This window comes from Veillonella parvula DSM 2008 (assembly GCF_000024945.1).
In the GTDB taxonomy this organism is placed as follows: Bacteria; Bacillota; Negativicutes; order Veillonellales; family Veillonellaceae; genus Veillonella; species Veillonella parvula.
Genome location: NC_013520.1, coordinates 1,270,044 through 1,286,848, shown reverse-complemented (window position 1 = coordinate 1,286,848; position 16,805 = coordinate 1,270,044). Strand labels below are relative to the sequence as shown.

The window sequence follows — 16,805 nt, the reverse complement described above, 5'->3', positions numbered from 1 at the left end:
TAGTGGCATATTCTGTGTAAGTTTACGGGATATGCCACTTGTTTTGTACTGTAGGAGGGCATCATGAAAGGTCGATTTGCTCCAAGCCCCACAGGATATATCCATCTCGGCAATGTGTGGATAGCCCTCTTATCTTATGTTTCTACGAAGCAACAAAATGGGCAGTATGTTGTGCGAATGGAGGATATAGACACCCAACGCTCTAAACGTGAGTTAGGGGAAGCTCTATTAGATGATTTAGAGTGGCTAGGATTTGAATGGGATGAAGGACCTCGTGTTGGTGGACCAGAATCAACGTATTGGCAACGTGAGCGACAAACATATTATAGAGACATATTAGAACATCTTGCATTAGAAAAACTAATTTATCCTTGCTTTTGTAATCGTACAAGGCTCCAGTCTATTGCTTCGGCTCCCCACGTTGGAGAAATAATTCATCGATACGATGGACACTGTCGTCATCTAGAGGATAAATTGATAAAAGAGTTTATGACATCTAAGGAACCATCTTTGCGTTTAGCCGTTAATTCCTGTGATATAGATTTTGTAGATCGCTGGCAAGGCTTTCAACATATTCATTTGGAAGGTGAATTAGATGATTATGTATTGCGTCGTGGTGACGGTATGTATGCCTATAATTTAGCTGTCGTACTGGATGATATTGCTATGGGGATAACGGAGGTCATTCGTGGAGACGATTTACTAGAGACTACGGGGCAGCAAATATATTTATATAAAACATTACAATCTAGTTTTACATCTAAAAATATACAAATACCTTCTTATGGACATGCTCCATTACTAATTGATTCTGAAGGGCATAGATTATCTAAACGACAAAAAAGTATTACTATTCGTGAATTACGTGAAAGTCAATGGTCTCCTAATAGAATTTTAGGTGAACTAGCTATTGCTGGCGGCTTAGTTGAAGCTCATACATTTAGTCGTAGAGAAATTAGTTTATCTGAATTAATTGAGATTGATTTAAATTTACCTAGTCTTAGTCAGAAAACGATTGAGATACAAATTAAAGAATAGAGTAATAGAATAGTATTGCTTTATGTTATAGGATGATTGCTAAAAGAGAATAATTCTTTAACTATATAATTCGATATAATATATTGACAATGTTCGATATTTATTTATAATAGTATATAAGAGGTGGTCGAAATGACAATTCAACAAGCTTTAGATCAAAAAGTATGGGCCGTTATTGGAGCTACCCATAAAACCGAAAAGTTCGGTTATAAGATTTATAAATGTCTTAAAGATCACGGATATGAAGTATATCCAGTTAATCCTAATATTGCAGAAATAGATGGAGACACCTGTTACTCTAGCCTTTCTGCACTTCCTGTTGCGCCTGCTGTGGTAGATTTTGTTGTGCCAGAAGCAGCGGGATTAGCTGCACTTGATGAATGTAAAGAACTTGGCATTTCTATTGTGTGGTTGCAACCGGGGGCGGATAAACCATCTGTTGTTGAAAAAGCACATGCTTTAGACCTGCATGTCATTCAAGATTGTGTATTAGTTCAATTACCGTAGGAGGGTACAATGAGCGAATTAAAAGACTTAAAAACTGCTGAATATCAAGATTTAGTAAACCAAGGTGGTGTTACTGTTGTTGACTTCTGGGCTCCATGGTGCGGTTATTGCGTACGTATGATGCCAATCATTGAAGAAATTGCAGGTGAGCTTGAAGGTAAAGCTAACTTTGTAAAAGTAAACGCTGATGAAGAACCAGAATTAGCACGTAATTTACAAGTTGAAGTATTGCCTACATTCGTTATCTTAAAAGATGGTGAAGTAGTAGACCGTAAAATTGGTTTTTTACCTAAAGGCGATCTTCAAGCGGCTATCGAATCTAAATTCTAATACTATAATCAAAACTATATAAATAGAGGAAAACCTCATCAATGTATGTGTTGTACATTGATGAGGTTTTTTTGTGCTTTTTTGAATATAGTCCTAAATATCTTTAACTTTTATGAGTTGCTAATCATAATACATCTAAAGTGGGGATTATGTCCATCTAAGGAGTGATATTTCACCATTGTGGTGGAGAGTGGTTTAAATTGATTAGTTTTAAATATTTAATCGAACATATGTATTGTAGAAAAGCGGAGAAAAATAGAGATTAAACAAGAAAAATATAAAAAAGTGGGATAAAAATGGATTTTTTGTTGTGAAAGGTGGGGAATTGTGGTAGAATTTACCATATAGTGGTGGATAAGAAATAGTGAAAGGCGGTGATACGTATGTTCATGGGCGAATATAATCACACTATTGATACAAAAGGGCGGATGATTATACCTGCGAAAATACGTGAACAACTAGGCGATTTGTGCATCGTTACAAAAGGCTTAGATAACTGCTTGGCTATTTACACCGAAGAGGCGTGGAAAAAAATTTCTACTGCTTTACAATCACAATCCTCCACTAAAGCTAGCGTGCGTGCCTTAAAACGTTTTGTTTTTGGTAGTGCTGCTGAACTTGAATATGATAAACAAGGTCGTGTCCTCATTCCTGTACCACTACGTGAATATGCAAGCCTTGATAAACAGGCTGTTATTGTAGGTGCTGGGGACCACGTTGAAATTTGGAGTCGTGAAAAATACGATTTCTATGATGAGCAAGTGGCTGAAAGCATGGAAGAATTAGTTGAAGGGCTTGAAGGGATTATGTTATAGGAGGCTATGATGGAATTTAATCATACTAGCGTACTCTTACATGAAACGGTGGACTCCGTCGTAACTAATCCAAAAGGCATTTATGTGGACTGTACCCTTGGTGGGGCAGGACATGCTCACGCAGTGGGCGAGATGCTAGACCCAGAAGGTATGATTATAGGTTTAGATCAAGATGAAGATGCTTTGAGTGTAGCTCGACAGCGTTTATCTGATTTGAAATGTCAGGTGTTAACAATACCTACAAACTTTTCTAACTTAAAAGAAGCCCTCCGAAATGCGGGCATCTATGAAGTAGATGGCTTTATATTTGATCTTGGCGTATCAAGCTATCAACTAGATACCCCTGAACGAGGTTTTTCATATATGAATGATGGACCTCTTGATATGCGTATGGATAAAGATGCACCTCTCACGGCAGAGGAAATTGTTAATGAATATGACAGTGAACAATTACTGCAAATTATCCGCGACTATGGGGAAGAACGATGGGCTAAACGGATTGTTGAGTTTATTGTTGAAGCACGCCAAGAAAAAAGAATCACTACTACTGGTGAGTTAGTTAGAATTATTAAGAATGCAATACCTGCAAAGGCACGACAAGATGGACCTCATCCGGCAAAACGGACGTTTCAGGCCATACGTATTGAAGTAAATAGAGAATTAGCAATTTTGCATGATAGTTTTGTAGATGCTGTATCGATGTTAAAACCAAAGGGAAAGATTGGAGTTATTACATTCCACTCCTTGGAAGATCGAATTACAAAGCAAACTTTTAAAGAGTTAAGTACCGCATGTATATGTCCTCCACAATTGCCTATGTGTGTTTGTAATCACAAGGCAGTTGTAAAGGCAAAAAATAAGGCTATAGAGCCAAGTATAGGGGAGATTGAAGTTAATCCGAGGGCTAGAAGCGCTAAATTGCGCGTAGCAGTAAAGTTGTAGAATTGGAAGGGGTTAAGTGTTATGTTAGCAAGAAAGGCTGTTGTGGGCCAAGTAAAAGGTGATATGTTGGTCATTGCACAAGGGAGAAGACGTAGTGCAAACGTAGCTTTAGATTTAAGCCCTATGATGTGGCAAGTTGTATATGGTATTGCTGCATTAGTTGCATGCTTGCTTATCATGATGGTTATGAATGCATACAGTACAAAGTTGGGCTATGAGGTAGTTAAAACACAGCAAGCTGTAGTACAATTAACAAAAGATAACGATGCATTGGACGTTGAAGTGGCTTCTTTGAAGTCTCCTGTACGTATCCAACAAATCGCAGAAGAACAACTAGGAATGGTTTTGCCTGATTCTTTTGTTTATAGCACAAAAAGCGCTGTTACTGAACGTAATGTACAAGAGAAACAGCAAATTATAGACTAGCAGGCGAAGCAGCTCGTATTGGGCTGCTTTCCTTTGCGTGTAAAGGAGATTGTATATGAAACAATTACAAGATATAGTAAAAACCTTACATGCACCGCATGTAGAAGGTAATACAGCTGTTGAAATTTTAGATGTAACCGCTGATTCTCGTGCTGTAAAAGCGGGTAGTTTATTTATTGCTTTAGATGGTGCTACTGTCGATGGTCATAACTATGTTAATAAAGCTGTTGAGTCTGGGGCAGTAGCTGTATTAGTATCTAAACCTGTTGAGGTAAGTAGTGACGTTTGTGTTATCACTGTTGAAGATACACGTGCGGCTATGATGTCCTGTGTGCCATACTTTTTTGATTATCCAGCCAATTCCATGCGCATGATTGGTGTTACTGGTACTAATGGTAAAACGACTACAACTCATATGATTCGTCATATTTTGAAAGCTCAAGGTCATAAGGTCGGTGTGATTGGTACGGTTCATATCATGATTGGCGATACATCATATCCGATTCATAACACGACCCCTGACGTAGTAGATTTACAACATATTTTGCATCAAATGGTGGAAGAGGGCGTTACACATTGCGTAATGGAAGTATCTTCCCATGCATTGGCTTTGGGACGCGTATCTGGTGTTGAGTATGATACGGCAGTATTTACAAATCTTACACAAGATCATTTAGACTTTCACAAAACATTTGAGAATTACTTAGCAGCTAAATGTAAACTATTTGAACAGGTTAGCAAACCAAACCAAATAAAATCTGGTAAGGGTGCTGTCATTAACATCGATGATGCCTATGGACATCGGGTTGTTGAAAAAACTACAGCCCCTATCATTACCTATAGTATTGATGGTAGCGGCACATTGAATGCTCATGACGTTGATATGACGCCAAAGTCTAGCCGTTACACGGTATCTTATGATGGTCATGACTATACAGTTGCAATGAATACGACTGGCTTGTTTAATGTGTATAATACATTAGCAGCTATTGGTGCCTGCCTATTAGAAGGTATTTCCATGGAAGACATCGATAAAGCGTTGAAAACATTTAGTGCTGTACCTGGTCGTTTTGAATTGATTGAAGAAGGTCAACCATTTGCTGTTGTTGTAGACTATGCACATACACCAGATGGGTTAGAAAATATTTTACAAACAGCAAAGGCTATTCAAGAAAATCGTATTATTGTAGTCTTTGGTTGTGGCGGTGACCGAGATGCAACCAAACGTCCTATTATGGGACGCATTGCGGCACAATACGGTGATGTTGTGTATGTTACATCTGATAATCCGCGTACAGAGGATCCTATACAAATTGTTAAAGATGTGGAAGTCGGCGTTAAAGACGGCCTTCGAGAAGGAACTCACTATGAAGTTATCGTTGATCGTCGGGAAGCGATTCAACATGCTATACAAAATGCAAAACCTGGGGATATTGTACTCATTGCAGGTAAGGGGCATGAGGATTACCAAATCTTAAAGGATAAAACGATCCATTTTGATGATCGTGAAGAGGCGCGAGCAGCCCTCAAGGAGATCTAATATGGCAGAATTTACATTGTCTCAAGTAGTGGAGGCCACACAGGGGACGAGTGCACATACCGACAATATTAAGTTTTTAGATATATCTACTGATACGAGAACTATTGAATCGGGATTTTTATTTGTAGCATTAAAAGGCGATACTTTTGATGGTCATGATTTTATCAATACGGCTATTGAAAAAGGTGCCACAGGAGCTATCGTTGAAAAAGGACGTGCTGTAGAAGGCATTGCTTGTATCGAGGTAGACAATACTTTGGTAGCATATCAAAATTTGGCACGTTATCATCGTCGCCGTTTTGATATTCCTGTAGTTGCTATTACCGGTTCATCTGGTAAGACTACAACAAAGGAAATGGTGGCAGCCGTACTTGGTACAGAATTTAATGTATTAAAAACTGAGAAAAACTATAATAATGAAATTGGCTTACCAAAAACCTTGTTACGTTTGACCGCTGAGCATGAAGCCTGTGTTGTTGAAATGGGTATGCGTGGCCTCGGCCAAATTGAAGAACTGGCGTTGATTGCAGAACCAACGATGGGGATTATTACCAATGTTGGTACTAGTCATATCGAGCTTTTAGGCTCTCGCGAAGCCATTGCTGAAGCAAAAGGTGAGTTGATTCGTTGCTTGCCTGAAAATAGTGTGGCTATCCTTAATGAGGACGATCCATATGTAAAAGCAATGGATAGCTTAGCTAAAGGTAAAACTATTACGTATGGTATTGAACGTAATGCTACCTGTATTGGTAGTCATTTGCGCTATAAAAAAGATGGTATTAAGTTTACCTGTAAGTGTTATGATGAAGTTTTTGATATCTTCTTGCCTATGATTGGTGAACACAATGTATATGATGCATTGGCGGCTATCGTCGCAGGTCGTGTGTTAGGTATAAAATCCAATACAATTCGTAAAGGTTTGAGCGAGTTTACTGGAACTCCAATGCGTCAAGAAATCGTTCCGTTTGAAGATATTGTTATCTTAAATGACGCTTATAATGCAAATCCATCATCCATGGCTGAAGCGATTAAAGCTCTTGGTCAATTGGAAGGTAAACGTAAAATTGCAATGCTCGGCGATATGCTCGAGCTCGGCGACTTCTCTGAAGAAGCACATCGCGAAATTGGTCAATTACTTGCTGAAGAAGGATATAGTGTTGTATTTACCTTTGGTGATGCTGCTGCCTTTATTGCAAAGGAAGCGAAAAAAGCAGGTTTAACTGCATTCCGTTGTAAGAGTCATTTAGAAATGGCAAACGCATACAGTGATATTCGTGAAAAAGGGGATGTTATCCTTGTGAAAGGTTCCCGTGGTTTACGAATGGAGCGCGTTGTTGAAGAATTAAAGGATCGAGAATAATAGGTAACGGCTAGTTATATCTAGCCGTCCTATTTATTAATAAGTAGAGGATTCATATGATAAATCACATTCTGTTAGCCTTCGTAGCGACTTTCATCATTACGGTAGTGCTAGGTAAAATTGCTATTCCTATGTTGCGTTCTTTGCACGCACAACAAAGTATTCGTGAAGAAGGCCCTGAAAGTCATCAAGCGAAAGCAGGTACGCCAACAATGGGCGGTGCTTTCATGATGGTTGCCCTTGTTATTGGCGTGGCATTGTTTGCACCATGGAATGTGGGCACAGGTATGTTATTATTTTTAACACTGGGTCATTGTTTATTAGGTTTTTTTGATGATTTTGTAAAAGCAGTAAAGAAACGAAATCTTGGTTTAACAGCGAAGCAAAAATTACTTGGACAATTTATATTGGCTGCCGTATTCTGTTATTGCATTACTGAGATTATGGTTGTTCCTACCACATTATGGATTCCTGTTGTAGATATACAATTACAATTGGGATGGGGGTATTATGTATTGGCATTCTTGATTATTGTAGGAGCTACAAATGCAGTAAATTTAACAGATGGTCTTGATGGTCTTGCTGGTGGTACATCAGCAGTGGCGGCGATAGCATTCTCTGTTATTGGCCTGATGGCTGTATCGATGACAAATTCTATCGGTGCTGAAAGTGTTGCGTACTTCGGTGCTATTATAGCAGCTGTATGTCTTGGCTTTTTGGTATATAATGTGAACCCTGCAAAAGTATTCATGGGGGATACAGGCTCTTTGGCATTAGGCGGTGCCTTTGCAGCAATGGCTATTTTAACTAAAACAGAATTGTTACTTGTGGTGATTGGCGGCATTTTTGTTATGGAAGCATTATCTGTTATTATTCAAGTTATTTCTTTCAAAACACGTGGTGTGCGTGTATTTAAGATGAGTCCTATTCATCACCATTTTGAACTTTCCGGATGGGCAGAACAAACAGTTGTTAATCGTTTCTGGTTTGGTGGAGCTGTTTTAGCCATTATTGGTGTGCTTTTAGCGACTATAACTTTATAAGATAATACTTAACGGAAGTTGTAAATAATGGTATGCTTATTAGATAGGATACATTAATTTTGTAGATAATTTAGGTGATATAGATGGAATACGGAGATAAACATATACTTGTTCTTGGCGCTGGAGCCAGCGGTATAGGTGCATCTTGGGTATTAGCCCAAGTGGGTGCGCATGTTGTGTTAAATGATTATAAGCCTATGACACTGCCTACGGCTGAGGAGAAACGACTCGTTGCGGCAGGGGTAAATATTATTACAGGACGTCAAGATGAATCCTTGCTAGATGGCGTGGATCGTATCGTTATTTCTCCAGGTATTTCTTTAGATATTCCGATTGTAAAAGCAGCACAGGCTCGTGGTATTGACGTGGTCAGCGAAGTAGAATTAGCTTATGAAGTATCTAAATCACCTATCGTAGCTGTTACTGGTACAAATGGTAAGACTACGACAACAACCTTATTAACTAAAGTACTAGAAGGCTCTGGAAAACCAGTTCACGTCGGTGGAAATATTGGTGATTCCCTTAGTGAAGTGGCGTATTCTATGCCTGCAGACGGTTTTTTGGTAGCTGAATTATCTAGTTATCAATTAGAGACAATCAAGCATTTTAGGCCTATTGGGGCTATTATGCTCAATATTACTCCAGATCACTTAGCTCGTCATAAGACGATGGAAAACTATATTGCTGCGAAGGAACGCATCTTTGAAAATCAATTAAGTACAGATTATTTAGTGTTGAATATAGATGATCCCGTTGTAGCTGATATGGAACATCGTGCGCCTAGTCATATTCTAAAGATTAGTCAAAAAAAAGCCGTAGAGAATGGCGCTTATTATGCTGATGGGAAATGTTATATTGCTAAAGATGGGGTAGCAAAATTTGTTATTGCAGATGAAGATATTCATATTCCAGGCAGTCATAATATTGAAAACATATTGACCGTTATTGCTTTATCTTATGCATTGGGCGTACCTGTAGAAACAATTCATCGTATTATTAGTGAGTTCCATGGCGTTGAACATCGTTTAGAACGCGTTAAGACGATTGATGGTATTACATTTTATAATGATTCTAAAGCGACTAATGTAGATTCTGTGGTTAAAGCATTAGAATCCTTTGATCAACAAGTTATTCTATTAGCTGGTGGTCATGATAAAATGACGCCTTTAGAAGACTTCATGGAGTTAGTTAAGGAGAAGACTAAAGCTGTTATTTTCATGGGGGAAGCGGCAGATCGTTTCGAGACGGCTGCAAAAAAGGCTGGTGTGAAGCCGATTTATCGTGCTTTATCCATGAAGGACGCAGTAGAGAAAGGCTATAAATTGGCAGAGACGGGCGATATTGTGCTATTATCTCCGGCTTGCTCAAGCTTTGATTGGTACAGCTGTTTTGAAGAGCGTGGAGATGACTTTAAACGTTGTGTTCATATGTTGCAAGAGGGAGGACACCATTAATGAAACGTGTTATTATTTCAGGTGGTGGCACTGGTGGACATATATATCCAGCAATAACTATATATAAGGAAATTATGAAACAAAATCCTGATGCAAAGGTGTTATATGTTGGTACCAAGCAAGGTCTCGAGGCTACATTAGTTCCTAAAGAGGGAATAGAGTTTACTACGATTCCTGTGCAAGGCTTGCAGCGTCAATTATCGTTAGGTACTTTAGTTACATTAGGTAAAACTGCTTTAGGCATTGTAAAAGCTAATGCTATAGTTTGTAAGTTTAAACCTGATGTTGTTATTGGTACTGGTGGTTATGTATGTGGGCCTGTTCTCTTGGCTGCAGCATTACATAATATTCCTACTATAATTCAAGAACAGAATGTCATAGCAGGTATTACTAATAAAATTCTGAGTCGTTTTGTTGATGTGGTAGCCCTAGGCTATAAGGATGCGGAAGCATCGTTTTCTAAAGCAAAGCGCGTAGTCTATACAGGGAATCCTGTTCGTCCAGATGTGCTAGTTGATTCGAGAACAGTGGGACGTAACTATTTCAATTTAAGTGATGATACCTTTACAGTACTCATAGCTGGAGGTTCTCGAGGGGCGAGAACTATTAACAATGCTATGATAGATGTACATAAACACTTCCAAGGTGTGAAAGGTATTAAATTAATCCATATTACGGGAAACGGAGAATATGAATCTGTTTTATCCCAATTGGGCATTACCGATGGGGATGGTTTAGGTAGTTCATCTTTGATTTTGCCGTATTTACATGATATGCCAAAAGCACTAGCAGCAGCCGATTTAGCAGTATTTAGATCTGGTGCTATAGGTCTTGCAGAATTAGCAGTTCGCGGTATTCCATCCGTATTGATACCGTATCCATACGCAGCGGAAGATCATCAAACCTATAATGCACGTATCTTTGTACAAGAAGGGGCGGCGCATATGATTGTAGATAAAATGTTGAGTGCTCACGATTTAATAGGGGAAATCGAGATGTTTATGGCCAACCGTGATTTGTTGGCACAAATGGGAGACCGAGCATTGCAATTGGGGAAACCGAATGCGGCTCATGATATTGCAAAATTAGCTTTATCTATTGCAAAGTAACAAGGAGAGGTTTTATGTTAGACGGTATTCACAAAATTCACCTTATCGGTATTGGTGGATCTGGTATGCGTGCGATAGCGAATATTTTGATTCAAAAAGGTTATGATGTATCTGGTTCAGATATTGCTGAATCTGCAGTGATTTCTAAGTTTAGAGATATGGGTGCCACGGTGCATATCGGTCATAATAAAGAATATGTAAATGGTGTTGATGCCATAGTTCGTTCTACAGCGATTCGTGAAGACAATCCTGAAATTGTTGCTGCTAAAGAGCAAGGGATTACCATTTTACATCGTTCTGATATTGTAAAGGCTGTATTAGATGTAACAGATGGTATCGCAGTAGCTGGTGCGCATGGTAAAACATCTACAACCTCAATGATTGGACAAATTTTAGTGGAGGCTAATGCGGATCCTACAGTAATTATCGGTGGCGAAGTAGATTATCTCAAAGGTAGCAGTTGCCTTGGGAAAGGCCATTTTTCCGTTGTGGAAGCGGATGAGAGCGATGGTTCATTTTTAAAATTGCATCCACATACTATCGTTATAACTAATATTGAAGATGATCATATGGATCATTATAAAACTATGGATAACTTGTTAAACGCTTTCTGTGAGTTCGTCGAAACGTTACCAGAAGCAGGCAAAGCTATCGTATGTGGTGATAATGAAAATATTCGTTATGTTATGAGCCGCGTAAAACGTACTTTTATTACGTATGGGTTAGAGGATAATAATGATTATGTAGCAAAAAATATTCATTATGTGGACTCTTCCTTGGTATATGATGTATATCATAAAGGCATTAATATAAGCCGCATCAGCTTGCGCGTGCCTGGAGAACATAATGTATTAAACTCATTGGCAGCCTTTATTGTGGCTCATGAATGTTGCGGTGTAGAGAATCGCTTTATTACAAAAGCGTTAGGTAAATTTATCGGTGCAAAACGACGCTTTGAAACAAAAGGTCATGTTGCTGGCGTCTGGGTTGTCGATGATTATGCACATCATCCAACAGAAATTAAAGCGACCTTAAGAGCAGCAAAAGAGCTTGAAAAACATCGCGTTATTTGTGTGTTTCAACCGCATCGGTATACACGTACAAGCTTGTTGAAAGATGAATTTGCCACTGCTTTTACAAGTGCTGATGAAATATATATGACAGATATTTACAGTTCTGGTGAAGATCCGATTGCAGGTATCGATGGACGTACTATTCCTGACGCTGTTGAAGCTGCTACACATAAGGTTGTACATTATGTACCTTCTGTTGATGATATACCGGCTGTATTGGCAAAAATTGTGCGACCTAATGATCTAGTTATCACAATGGGTGCCGGCTCTATTAATCAATATGGACCTAAATTATTAGCTATATTGGAGGAAGGCTTGCAATGAAAGATAGAAAAATAATCGTATTGATGGGTGGTCCTTCCAAAGAGGCTGAAGTATCTCGCCGTACTGGCGCTGCTATTGCGGAAGCACTCGAAAGTAAAGGGTATAATGCCCAAACATTAGAACTTAATCCTCGTACTGTTTTAAAAGACATTGAATCCTTAGGTGGAGAGATTGTATTTAATGCAATTCACGGTCGTTATGGTGAAGATGGTGCATTACAAGGCTTACTTGAAATGGCAGAAATTCCATATACTGGATCGGGCATCATGGCTCATGCGGTAGGAATGAATAAAAAAGTAAGCAAAGATGTTTTCAAAGGGGCTAATATTCCAACAGCTACTTCTGAATCCTTTAATGGTAATTTAGAATCTGCAGAAGCTATTATAGGACATATTCGTAAACAGTTTACGATTCCTGTAGTAGTGAAATCTGCCACTCAAGGCTCTAGTATTGGCGTTACCATCGTTCGTGATGAGGCACAATTGGAGGCTGCTGTTACAGAAGCGCTAAAATATGATCCGATTCTTGTAGTAGAGCAATTTCTTGATGGTCGCGAATTTACAGTATCCGTTCTTGACGGAAAGGCATTGTCAGTAATTGAAATACGTCCACATTCTGGGGAGTATGACTATACCAGTAAATATACTGTAGGTGCTACAGAATATTTAGTACCTGCGCCTATTAGTGAAGAAATGACTGCTGAGATGCAACGCATAGGGGAACTTGTGTATCGCGAAGTACAAGGCAGTGGGGTTATTCGTGTTGATATTATGACAGATCATGCAGATAATATGTATGTTCTAGAATACAATACTGTGCCAGGTATGACGGCAACGTCTTTAGTACCAAAGGCAGCTAAAGAAATGGGAATTGACTTTCCAACATTATGTGAAAAGATTCTATTAACAGCTAGTATAGGGAAATTTTAAGGGCTGAATAGAACATAAGGAGTTATCTATGGATGACAAGCAATACCATCCATCCAACTCTGGGGAGATGCAGTCTTCTACACCTGTTCATGATGAACGGGCTGTATTTAGAAAACGAGTGTTAAAAATCGGTGGTGCAGTTACTCTCGTGTTGGTGGGATTGTTTACACTACCTATTCCTTTTGGATCCTTAAAAATTATAGGATCGGATAAGGTAACTGTACAAGATGTAATGGTAGCAGGGGATATTCATGAACCTGTAAATATATTGCAAATTAGTACAGAGAAATTAAAAACTAGATTGGCGAAAGACTTACGGGTTGAAGAGGCCCAAATTAGTTATCAATTGCCATTTACAATGGTTGTACGTGTCATAGAGCGCAAAGCTGTTGCAGTTGTACCAGCTCAGTTTGGTTATTTAACACTTGACAGTAAAGGTCAAGTGATTGCATCAGAGCCTGCAATACAAGATACGTCGGTACCAATGATATCAGGTGTTAAGGCGGGAAATATTTTGTTAGGTGATACCGTTGTTGATAAGCCCATTTTAGCGGCTCTTGAATACTTAAACTCTCTTGATGAGAGCACCTTCAAGACTATTGCAGAAGTCAATATAGGAGATCCTGATGCAATAATGGCTTATACCGTATCGGGGGTGCAAATTAGATTAGGAGATAGTAAAGACTTACCTAAAAAAGCCGAGTTAACTCAGTCTATGTTACAAGATATTAAGACAACACATAGCAATGTACAATATATAGATGTTAATGTTTCATCACCATATATAAAAACTGATGTAATACCGGAAGTTAAAAAGCATCAGACTGGAACAAAGACAACAGAAAATTCATCTACTAAGAAGGATGATAAAAAACAAGATAAACAAGGTCATGTTGAAGATAAAAGGTAGATGATTGTCGTGAGACACGAACGGTGGGCAATAGCCTTAGTCAGTTGTATATTGGGTTTCATGGTTGTTACTCAATATAAGATGACTCAAGATAATATAGAAGAAAATATCCGTTTACAACGGGCTGGTGATTTAGCCGTACAATTACGAGAGGCCCAAAGTGAACGTGATGCATTATTAAAACAAATAGAAGAACTTAAACAGTCTGGTGCTAGTAGCAATGTTAAAGCAGATGAACAGTTGATGATGAAAGCGGCTTTAACTAATGTTAAAGGTACGGGTGTTAGTGTATTAATTGAGGATAGCTTAAAGCCAATTCAAAGTGGTGAAAATCCTAATTTATATGTAATTCATGATGAAGATATTTTACGTATTGTTAATGAATTGCGAGCTGGTGGGGCTGAGGCGATAGCTATCAATGATCAACGTCTCATAGGGACTTCTGAAATACGATGCTCTGGCCCGACTATTACTGTGAATGGTAAGGTTTTTGGGGCGCCTTTTACAGTTAAAGCAATTGGTGATCCAAAAACATTAAATTCTGCGCTCACCATGCGAGGCGGTGTGGTAGATTCCTTGAAACACTGGGGCATAAAGGTAACCATAAAGGAAGAAAATGAAATAGCTATTCCAGCTTTTACAGGAACCTTCAGAGAAGAGCATATAAAGCCTAATGAAACAGGAGGTAAAGAATGAATATTTATATCTTTGCCATTGTTGGTTTAATTGTAGGTACTACATTAGGGTGGCTTTCACCATTTCATATACCTATAAGTTATGCAAATTACACATCAGTCGCTGTTCTGGCTGCACTAGATGCTGTATTTGGTGGTAGCCGGGCTGCATTGGAACGAACCTTTGATCTTAGTAATTTTGTACTTGGGTTCTTTTCAAATGTTGTGTTAGCTGTTATTCTTGTATATGTAGGTGACCTCATAGGAATTAACCTATATTACGTAGCTCTTATTGGCTTTGGATTGCATGTATTTATTAATGTAGGCGCTATACGAAAGATTATTATGACTAAGCGATTCTAATAAATCACATTCTATATAGTGGAAAGTTTTTAAATTTTAGTGTAAAATAAATGTAATTGTTATAAGATTGTCAGTATATAAATCGATACATTGGGACGTATATTGATACGATAGATAACGATAAGAGGAGGAAGTTCAATGTCTGATTTTGCAAATATTAAAGTTATCGGTGTTGGTGGCGGCGGTAATAACGCTGTTAATCGCATGGTAGATAGCGATCTTAAAGGTGTTCAATTTTTATCCGCTAATACTGAAAGCCAAGTGCTTGAATTATCTAAAGCGGATGTAACGATTCAAATTGGCGAGAAGGTTACAAAAGGTCTTGGTGCAGGCGCAAATCCACAAATTGGTGAAGAGGCTGCTCAAGAAAGCCGTGAAGAAATTATAAAAGCTCTTGAAGGTGCTGATATGGTATTCGTAACTGCTGGTATGGGTGGTGGTACTGGTACAGGTGCTGCTCCTATCGTTGCAGAATGTGCTAAAGAAATCGGTGCCTTGACAGTAGGCGTCGTTACTAAACCGTTCGCTTTTGAAGGTAAACGCCGTCGTGCACAAGCGGAAAAAGGCATTGAATTCTTGACTCAAAAAGTAGATACTATTATCGTTATTCCTAATGATAAATTGTTGCAAGTTGTAGATAAAAAATGTTCCTTAAGCGATGCATTCCGTACAGCTGATGATGTACTTCGCCAAGGTATCAAGGGCATTTCAGACTTGATTCAAGTTCCTGGCTTGATCAATCTTGACTTTGCAGATGTTAAAACTATCATGACTGAACAAGGCGAAGCATTGATGGGGATTGGCGTTGGCGAAGGTGAAAACCGCGCTGCTGACGCAGCTAAAATGGCTATTAATAGCCCATTGTTGGAAACATCTATCGATGGTGCAAAAGGCATCTTACTCAATATTTCCGGTAGTGCTAACTTAAGCTTGTTTGAAATTAATGAAGCTGCCGAAATTATTTCTGAAGCGGCGGATCCTGATGCAAATATTATCTTTGGTTCTGTTATCGATGAAAGCTTAGGCGATACAGTTCAAATTACTGTTGTGGCAACTGGTTTTAATTCAAATACTAAGAATGTACCTGAATTCGGTAAAACAACAACTACATCCCGTCCGGCATCCACTACAAATACTAACAGTGGTATCCCTGATATCCCTGTATTCATGAAACGCTAATTTATAGATTGTATAATTATTATACCTATCAATTAGTAACTTATTAAGACATACCATTGGTATGTGTATAGGAGGTAAAAATGAAGAAATTAGTATTATTAACTTTAGCAGCTACAGTTGTAGCCGGCAGTGCATTTGCTGCAGCTCCTGTAACAAAAATTAGTGATGGATCCACTAAGGTACAAGCTGATTATGCTTTTAAACAACACGTATCTAACGGTGGTGGCAATAGCAATGATGGTTTCGGTGTTTCTTTACAACACGACCTTTCCAATAAAGCTGCATTACAATACTCTTACGATAAATTAAATGCAAAAAATGGCGATATTAAAGATCATCAATTAGCATTGGTTTATAAGGTACATCCAAATGTAAATCTATATGGTGCAGGTACTGCGATTCGTACAAATGATACTGAACTTGGTTTCCAAGCCGGTGTTATCGGTCATGTACCTTTGACTAATAAAGTAAACGGCTTTGCTAAGGCTGGTTGGGGTAATGATATTAAGCAAACTTATCAAGTAGGTGCTCAATATGAAGTACGCCCTGATGTAGATTTGAATGTATACTATGGCTATGATAAATATAGTGTAGATAGCAATGATAAAACTGCAAAAGGTTTACACGCTGGTGTAGGCTACTCCTTCTAAGGATGATAAGGACCACTCTTTTGAGTGGTCTTTTTTTATATATTTACTGTTTTATTGTATATTTGTTAACTATTTTTCCTAAATAAGGTACTTAATTATTATATATATATTTAATAAGTGTTGAATTACTAATAGTTAG

At 38.4% G+C, this 16,805-nt stretch carries 18 protein-coding genes; all 18 read left to right on the top strand.

Going from position 1 to position 16,805, the window contains the following annotated elements; genetic code table 11:
* Positions 1-63: 63 nt before the first annotated feature.
* The 18 genes from gluQRS (at position 64) to VPAR_RS05595 (ending at position 16,666) form a co-directional block, all read left to right on the top strand.
* Positions 64-1,038, top strand: coding sequence for a tRNA glutamyl-Q(34) synthetase GluQRS (gene gluQRS / locus VPAR_RS05680; protein ID WP_012864513.1), 975 nt, complete (start codon positions 64-66; stop codon positions 1,036-1,038).
* A 132-nt stretch (positions 1,039-1,170) separates the two neighbouring features.
* Positions 1,171-1,545 carry a CoA-binding protein gene (locus VPAR_RS05675; protein ID WP_012864512.1) on the top strand — a complete coding sequence of 125 codons (375 nt, stop codon included), beginning with the start codon at positions 1,171-1,173 and terminating at the stop codon, positions 1,543-1,545.
* A gap of 9 nt (positions 1,546-1,554) precedes the next feature.
* Positions 1,555-1,875, top strand: a complete 321-nt coding sequence (trxA, locus tag VPAR_RS05670; protein ID WP_004696229.1) for a thioredoxin — start codon at positions 1,555-1,557, stop codon at positions 1,873-1,875.
* Between the two features lie 383 nt (positions 1,876-2,258).
* Positions 2,259-2,690 (top strand): division/cell wall cluster transcriptional repressor MraZ, encoded by a 432-nt coding sequence (gene mraZ / locus VPAR_RS05665; RefSeq protein WP_004696227.1) that lies wholly within the window; start codon positions 2,259-2,261, stop codon positions 2,688-2,690.
* A 9-nt stretch (positions 2,691-2,699) separates the two neighbouring features.
* A complete protein-coding gene (gene rsmH, locus VPAR_RS05660; protein WP_012864511.1) occupies positions 2,700-3,632 on the top strand; it encodes a 16S rRNA (cytosine(1402)-N(4))-methyltransferase RsmH in 933 nt (310 codons plus the stop codon).
* A gap of 21 nt (positions 3,633-3,653) precedes the next feature.
* Positions 3,654-4,058, top strand: coding sequence for a cell division protein FtsL (gene ftsL / locus VPAR_RS05655; RefSeq protein WP_004697156.1), 405 nt, complete (start codon positions 3,654-3,656; stop codon positions 4,056-4,058).
* Positions 4,059-4,113: 55 nt separating this feature from the next.
* A complete protein-coding gene (locus VPAR_RS05650; protein WP_012864510.1) occupies positions 4,114-5,598 on the top strand; it encodes a UDP-N-acetylmuramoyl-L-alanyl-D-glutamate--2,6-diaminopimelate ligase in 1,485 nt (494 codons plus the stop codon).
* A gap of 1 nt (position 5,599) precedes the next feature.
* Positions 5,600-6,958: a UDP-N-acetylmuramoyl-tripeptide--D-alanyl-D-alanine ligase gene (locus VPAR_RS05645; protein ID WP_012864509.1), complete on the top strand. Its 1,359-nt coding sequence runs from the start codon at positions 5,600-5,602 to the stop codon at positions 6,956-6,958.
* Positions 6,959-7,014: 56 nt separating this feature from the next.
* Complete coding sequence (mraY, locus tag VPAR_RS05640) at positions 7,015-8,001, top strand: phospho-N-acetylmuramoyl-pentapeptide-transferase (protein ID WP_012864508.1); 987 nt, start codon at positions 7,015-7,017, stop codon at positions 7,999-8,001.
* Positions 8,002-8,084: 83 nt separating this feature from the next.
* Positions 8,085-9,455: a UDP-N-acetylmuramoyl-L-alanine--D-glutamate ligase gene (gene murD / locus VPAR_RS05635; RefSeq protein WP_012864507.1), complete on the top strand. Its 1,371-nt coding sequence runs from the start codon at positions 8,085-8,087 to the stop codon at positions 9,453-9,455.
* On the top strand, positions 9,455-10,564 hold the full coding sequence (gene murG / locus VPAR_RS05630) for an undecaprenyldiphospho-muramoylpentapeptide beta-N-acetylglucosaminyltransferase (RefSeq protein ID WP_012864506.1): 1,110 nt from the start codon (positions 9,455-9,457) through the stop codon (positions 10,562-10,564). The genes murD and murG overlap by 1 nt, the downstream gene beginning before the upstream one ends.
* 14 nt (positions 10,565-10,578) lie before the next feature.
* Positions 10,579-11,961 (top strand): UDP-N-acetylmuramate--L-alanine ligase, encoded by a 1,383-nt coding sequence (murC, locus tag VPAR_RS05625; RefSeq protein WP_004696210.1) that lies wholly within the window; start codon positions 10,579-10,581, stop codon positions 11,959-11,961.
* Complete coding sequence (locus tag VPAR_RS05620) at positions 11,958-12,890, top strand: D-alanine--D-alanine ligase family protein (RefSeq protein WP_004696208.1); 933 nt, start codon at positions 11,958-11,960, stop codon at positions 12,888-12,890. Before murC ends, VPAR_RS05620 begins: the two co-directional genes overlap by 4 nt.
* 28 nt (positions 12,891-12,918) lie before the next feature.
* Positions 12,919-13,800 (top strand): cell division protein FtsQ/DivIB, encoded by an 882-nt coding sequence (locus VPAR_RS05615; protein ID WP_008714136.1) that lies wholly within the window; start codon positions 12,919-12,921, stop codon positions 13,798-13,800.
* Positions 13,801-14,496 carry a DUF881 domain-containing protein gene (locus tag VPAR_RS05610; protein WP_004697175.1) on the top strand — a complete coding sequence of 232 codons (696 nt, stop codon included), beginning with the start codon at positions 13,801-13,803 and terminating at the stop codon, positions 14,494-14,496.
* Positions 14,493-14,837: a small basic family protein gene (locus VPAR_RS05605; RefSeq protein WP_004696202.1), complete on the top strand. Its 345-nt coding sequence runs from the start codon at positions 14,493-14,495 to the stop codon at positions 14,835-14,837. Before VPAR_RS05610 ends, VPAR_RS05605 begins: the two co-directional genes overlap by 4 nt.
* 138 nt (positions 14,838-14,975) lie before the next feature.
* Positions 14,976-16,016 carry a cell division protein FtsZ gene (ftsZ, locus tag VPAR_RS05600; RefSeq protein WP_004697140.1) on the top strand — a complete coding sequence of 347 codons (1,041 nt, stop codon included), beginning with the start codon at positions 14,976-14,978 and terminating at the stop codon, positions 16,014-16,016.
* Positions 16,017-16,096: 80 nt separating this feature from the next.
* Positions 16,097-16,666, top strand: coding sequence for an outer membrane beta-barrel protein (locus VPAR_RS05595; protein WP_004696198.1), 570 nt, complete (start codon positions 16,097-16,099; stop codon positions 16,664-16,666).
* Positions 16,667-16,805 lie beyond the last annotated feature (139 nt).

Bases quoted from the DNA above. Each gene is read 5' to 3' on its own strand.
- gluQRS (WP_012864513.1), top strand. From the start codon at position 64: ATGAAAGGTCGATTTGCTCCAAGCCCCACAGGATATATCCATCTCGGC.
- VPAR_RS05675 (WP_012864512.1), top strand. From the start codon at position 1,171: ATGACAATTCAACAAGCTTTAGATCAAAAAGTATGGGCCGTTATTGGA.
- trxA (WP_004696229.1), top strand. From the start codon at position 1,555: ATGAGCGAATTAAAAGACTTAAAAACTGCTGAATATCAAGATTTAGTA.
- mraZ (WP_004696227.1), top strand. From the start codon at position 2,259: ATGTTCATGGGCGAATATAATCACACTATTGATACAAAAGGGCGGATG.
- rsmH (WP_012864511.1), top strand. From the start codon at position 2,700: ATGGAATTTAATCATACTAGCGTACTCTTACATGAAACGGTGGACTCC.
- ftsL (WP_004697156.1), top strand. From the start codon at position 3,654: ATGTTAGCAAGAAAGGCTGTTGTGGGCCAAGTAAAAGGTGATATGTTG.
- VPAR_RS05650 (WP_012864510.1), top strand. From the start codon at position 4,114: ATGAAACAATTACAAGATATAGTAAAAACCTTACATGCACCGCATGTA.
- VPAR_RS05645 (WP_012864509.1), top strand. From the start codon at position 5,600: ATGGCAGAATTTACATTGTCTCAAGTAGTGGAGGCCACACAGGGGACG.
- mraY (WP_012864508.1), top strand. From the start codon at position 7,015: ATGATAAATCACATTCTGTTAGCCTTCGTAGCGACTTTCATCATTACG.
- murD (WP_012864507.1), top strand. From the start codon at position 8,085: ATGGAATACGGAGATAAACATATACTTGTTCTTGGCGCTGGAGCCAGC.
- murG (WP_012864506.1), top strand. From the start codon at position 9,455: ATGAAACGTGTTATTATTTCAGGTGGTGGCACTGGTGGACATATATAT.
- murC (WP_004696210.1), top strand. From the start codon at position 10,579: ATGTTAGACGGTATTCACAAAATTCACCTTATCGGTATTGGTGGATCT.
- VPAR_RS05620 (WP_004696208.1), top strand. From the start codon at position 11,958: ATGAAAGATAGAAAAATAATCGTATTGATGGGTGGTCCTTCCAAAGAG.
- VPAR_RS05615 (WP_008714136.1), top strand. From the start codon at position 12,919: ATGGATGACAAGCAATACCATCCATCCAACTCTGGGGAGATGCAGTCT.
- VPAR_RS05610 (WP_004697175.1), top strand. From the start codon at position 13,801: ATGATTGTCGTGAGACACGAACGGTGGGCAATAGCCTTAGTCAGTTGT.
- VPAR_RS05605 (WP_004696202.1), top strand. From the start codon at position 14,493: ATGAATATTTATATCTTTGCCATTGTTGGTTTAATTGTAGGTACTACA.
- ftsZ (WP_004697140.1), top strand. From the start codon at position 14,976: ATGTCTGATTTTGCAAATATTAAAGTTATCGGTGTTGGTGGCGGCGGT.
- VPAR_RS05595 (WP_004696198.1), top strand. From the start codon at position 16,097: ATGAAGAAATTAGTATTATTAACTTTAGCAGCTACAGTTGTAGCCGGC.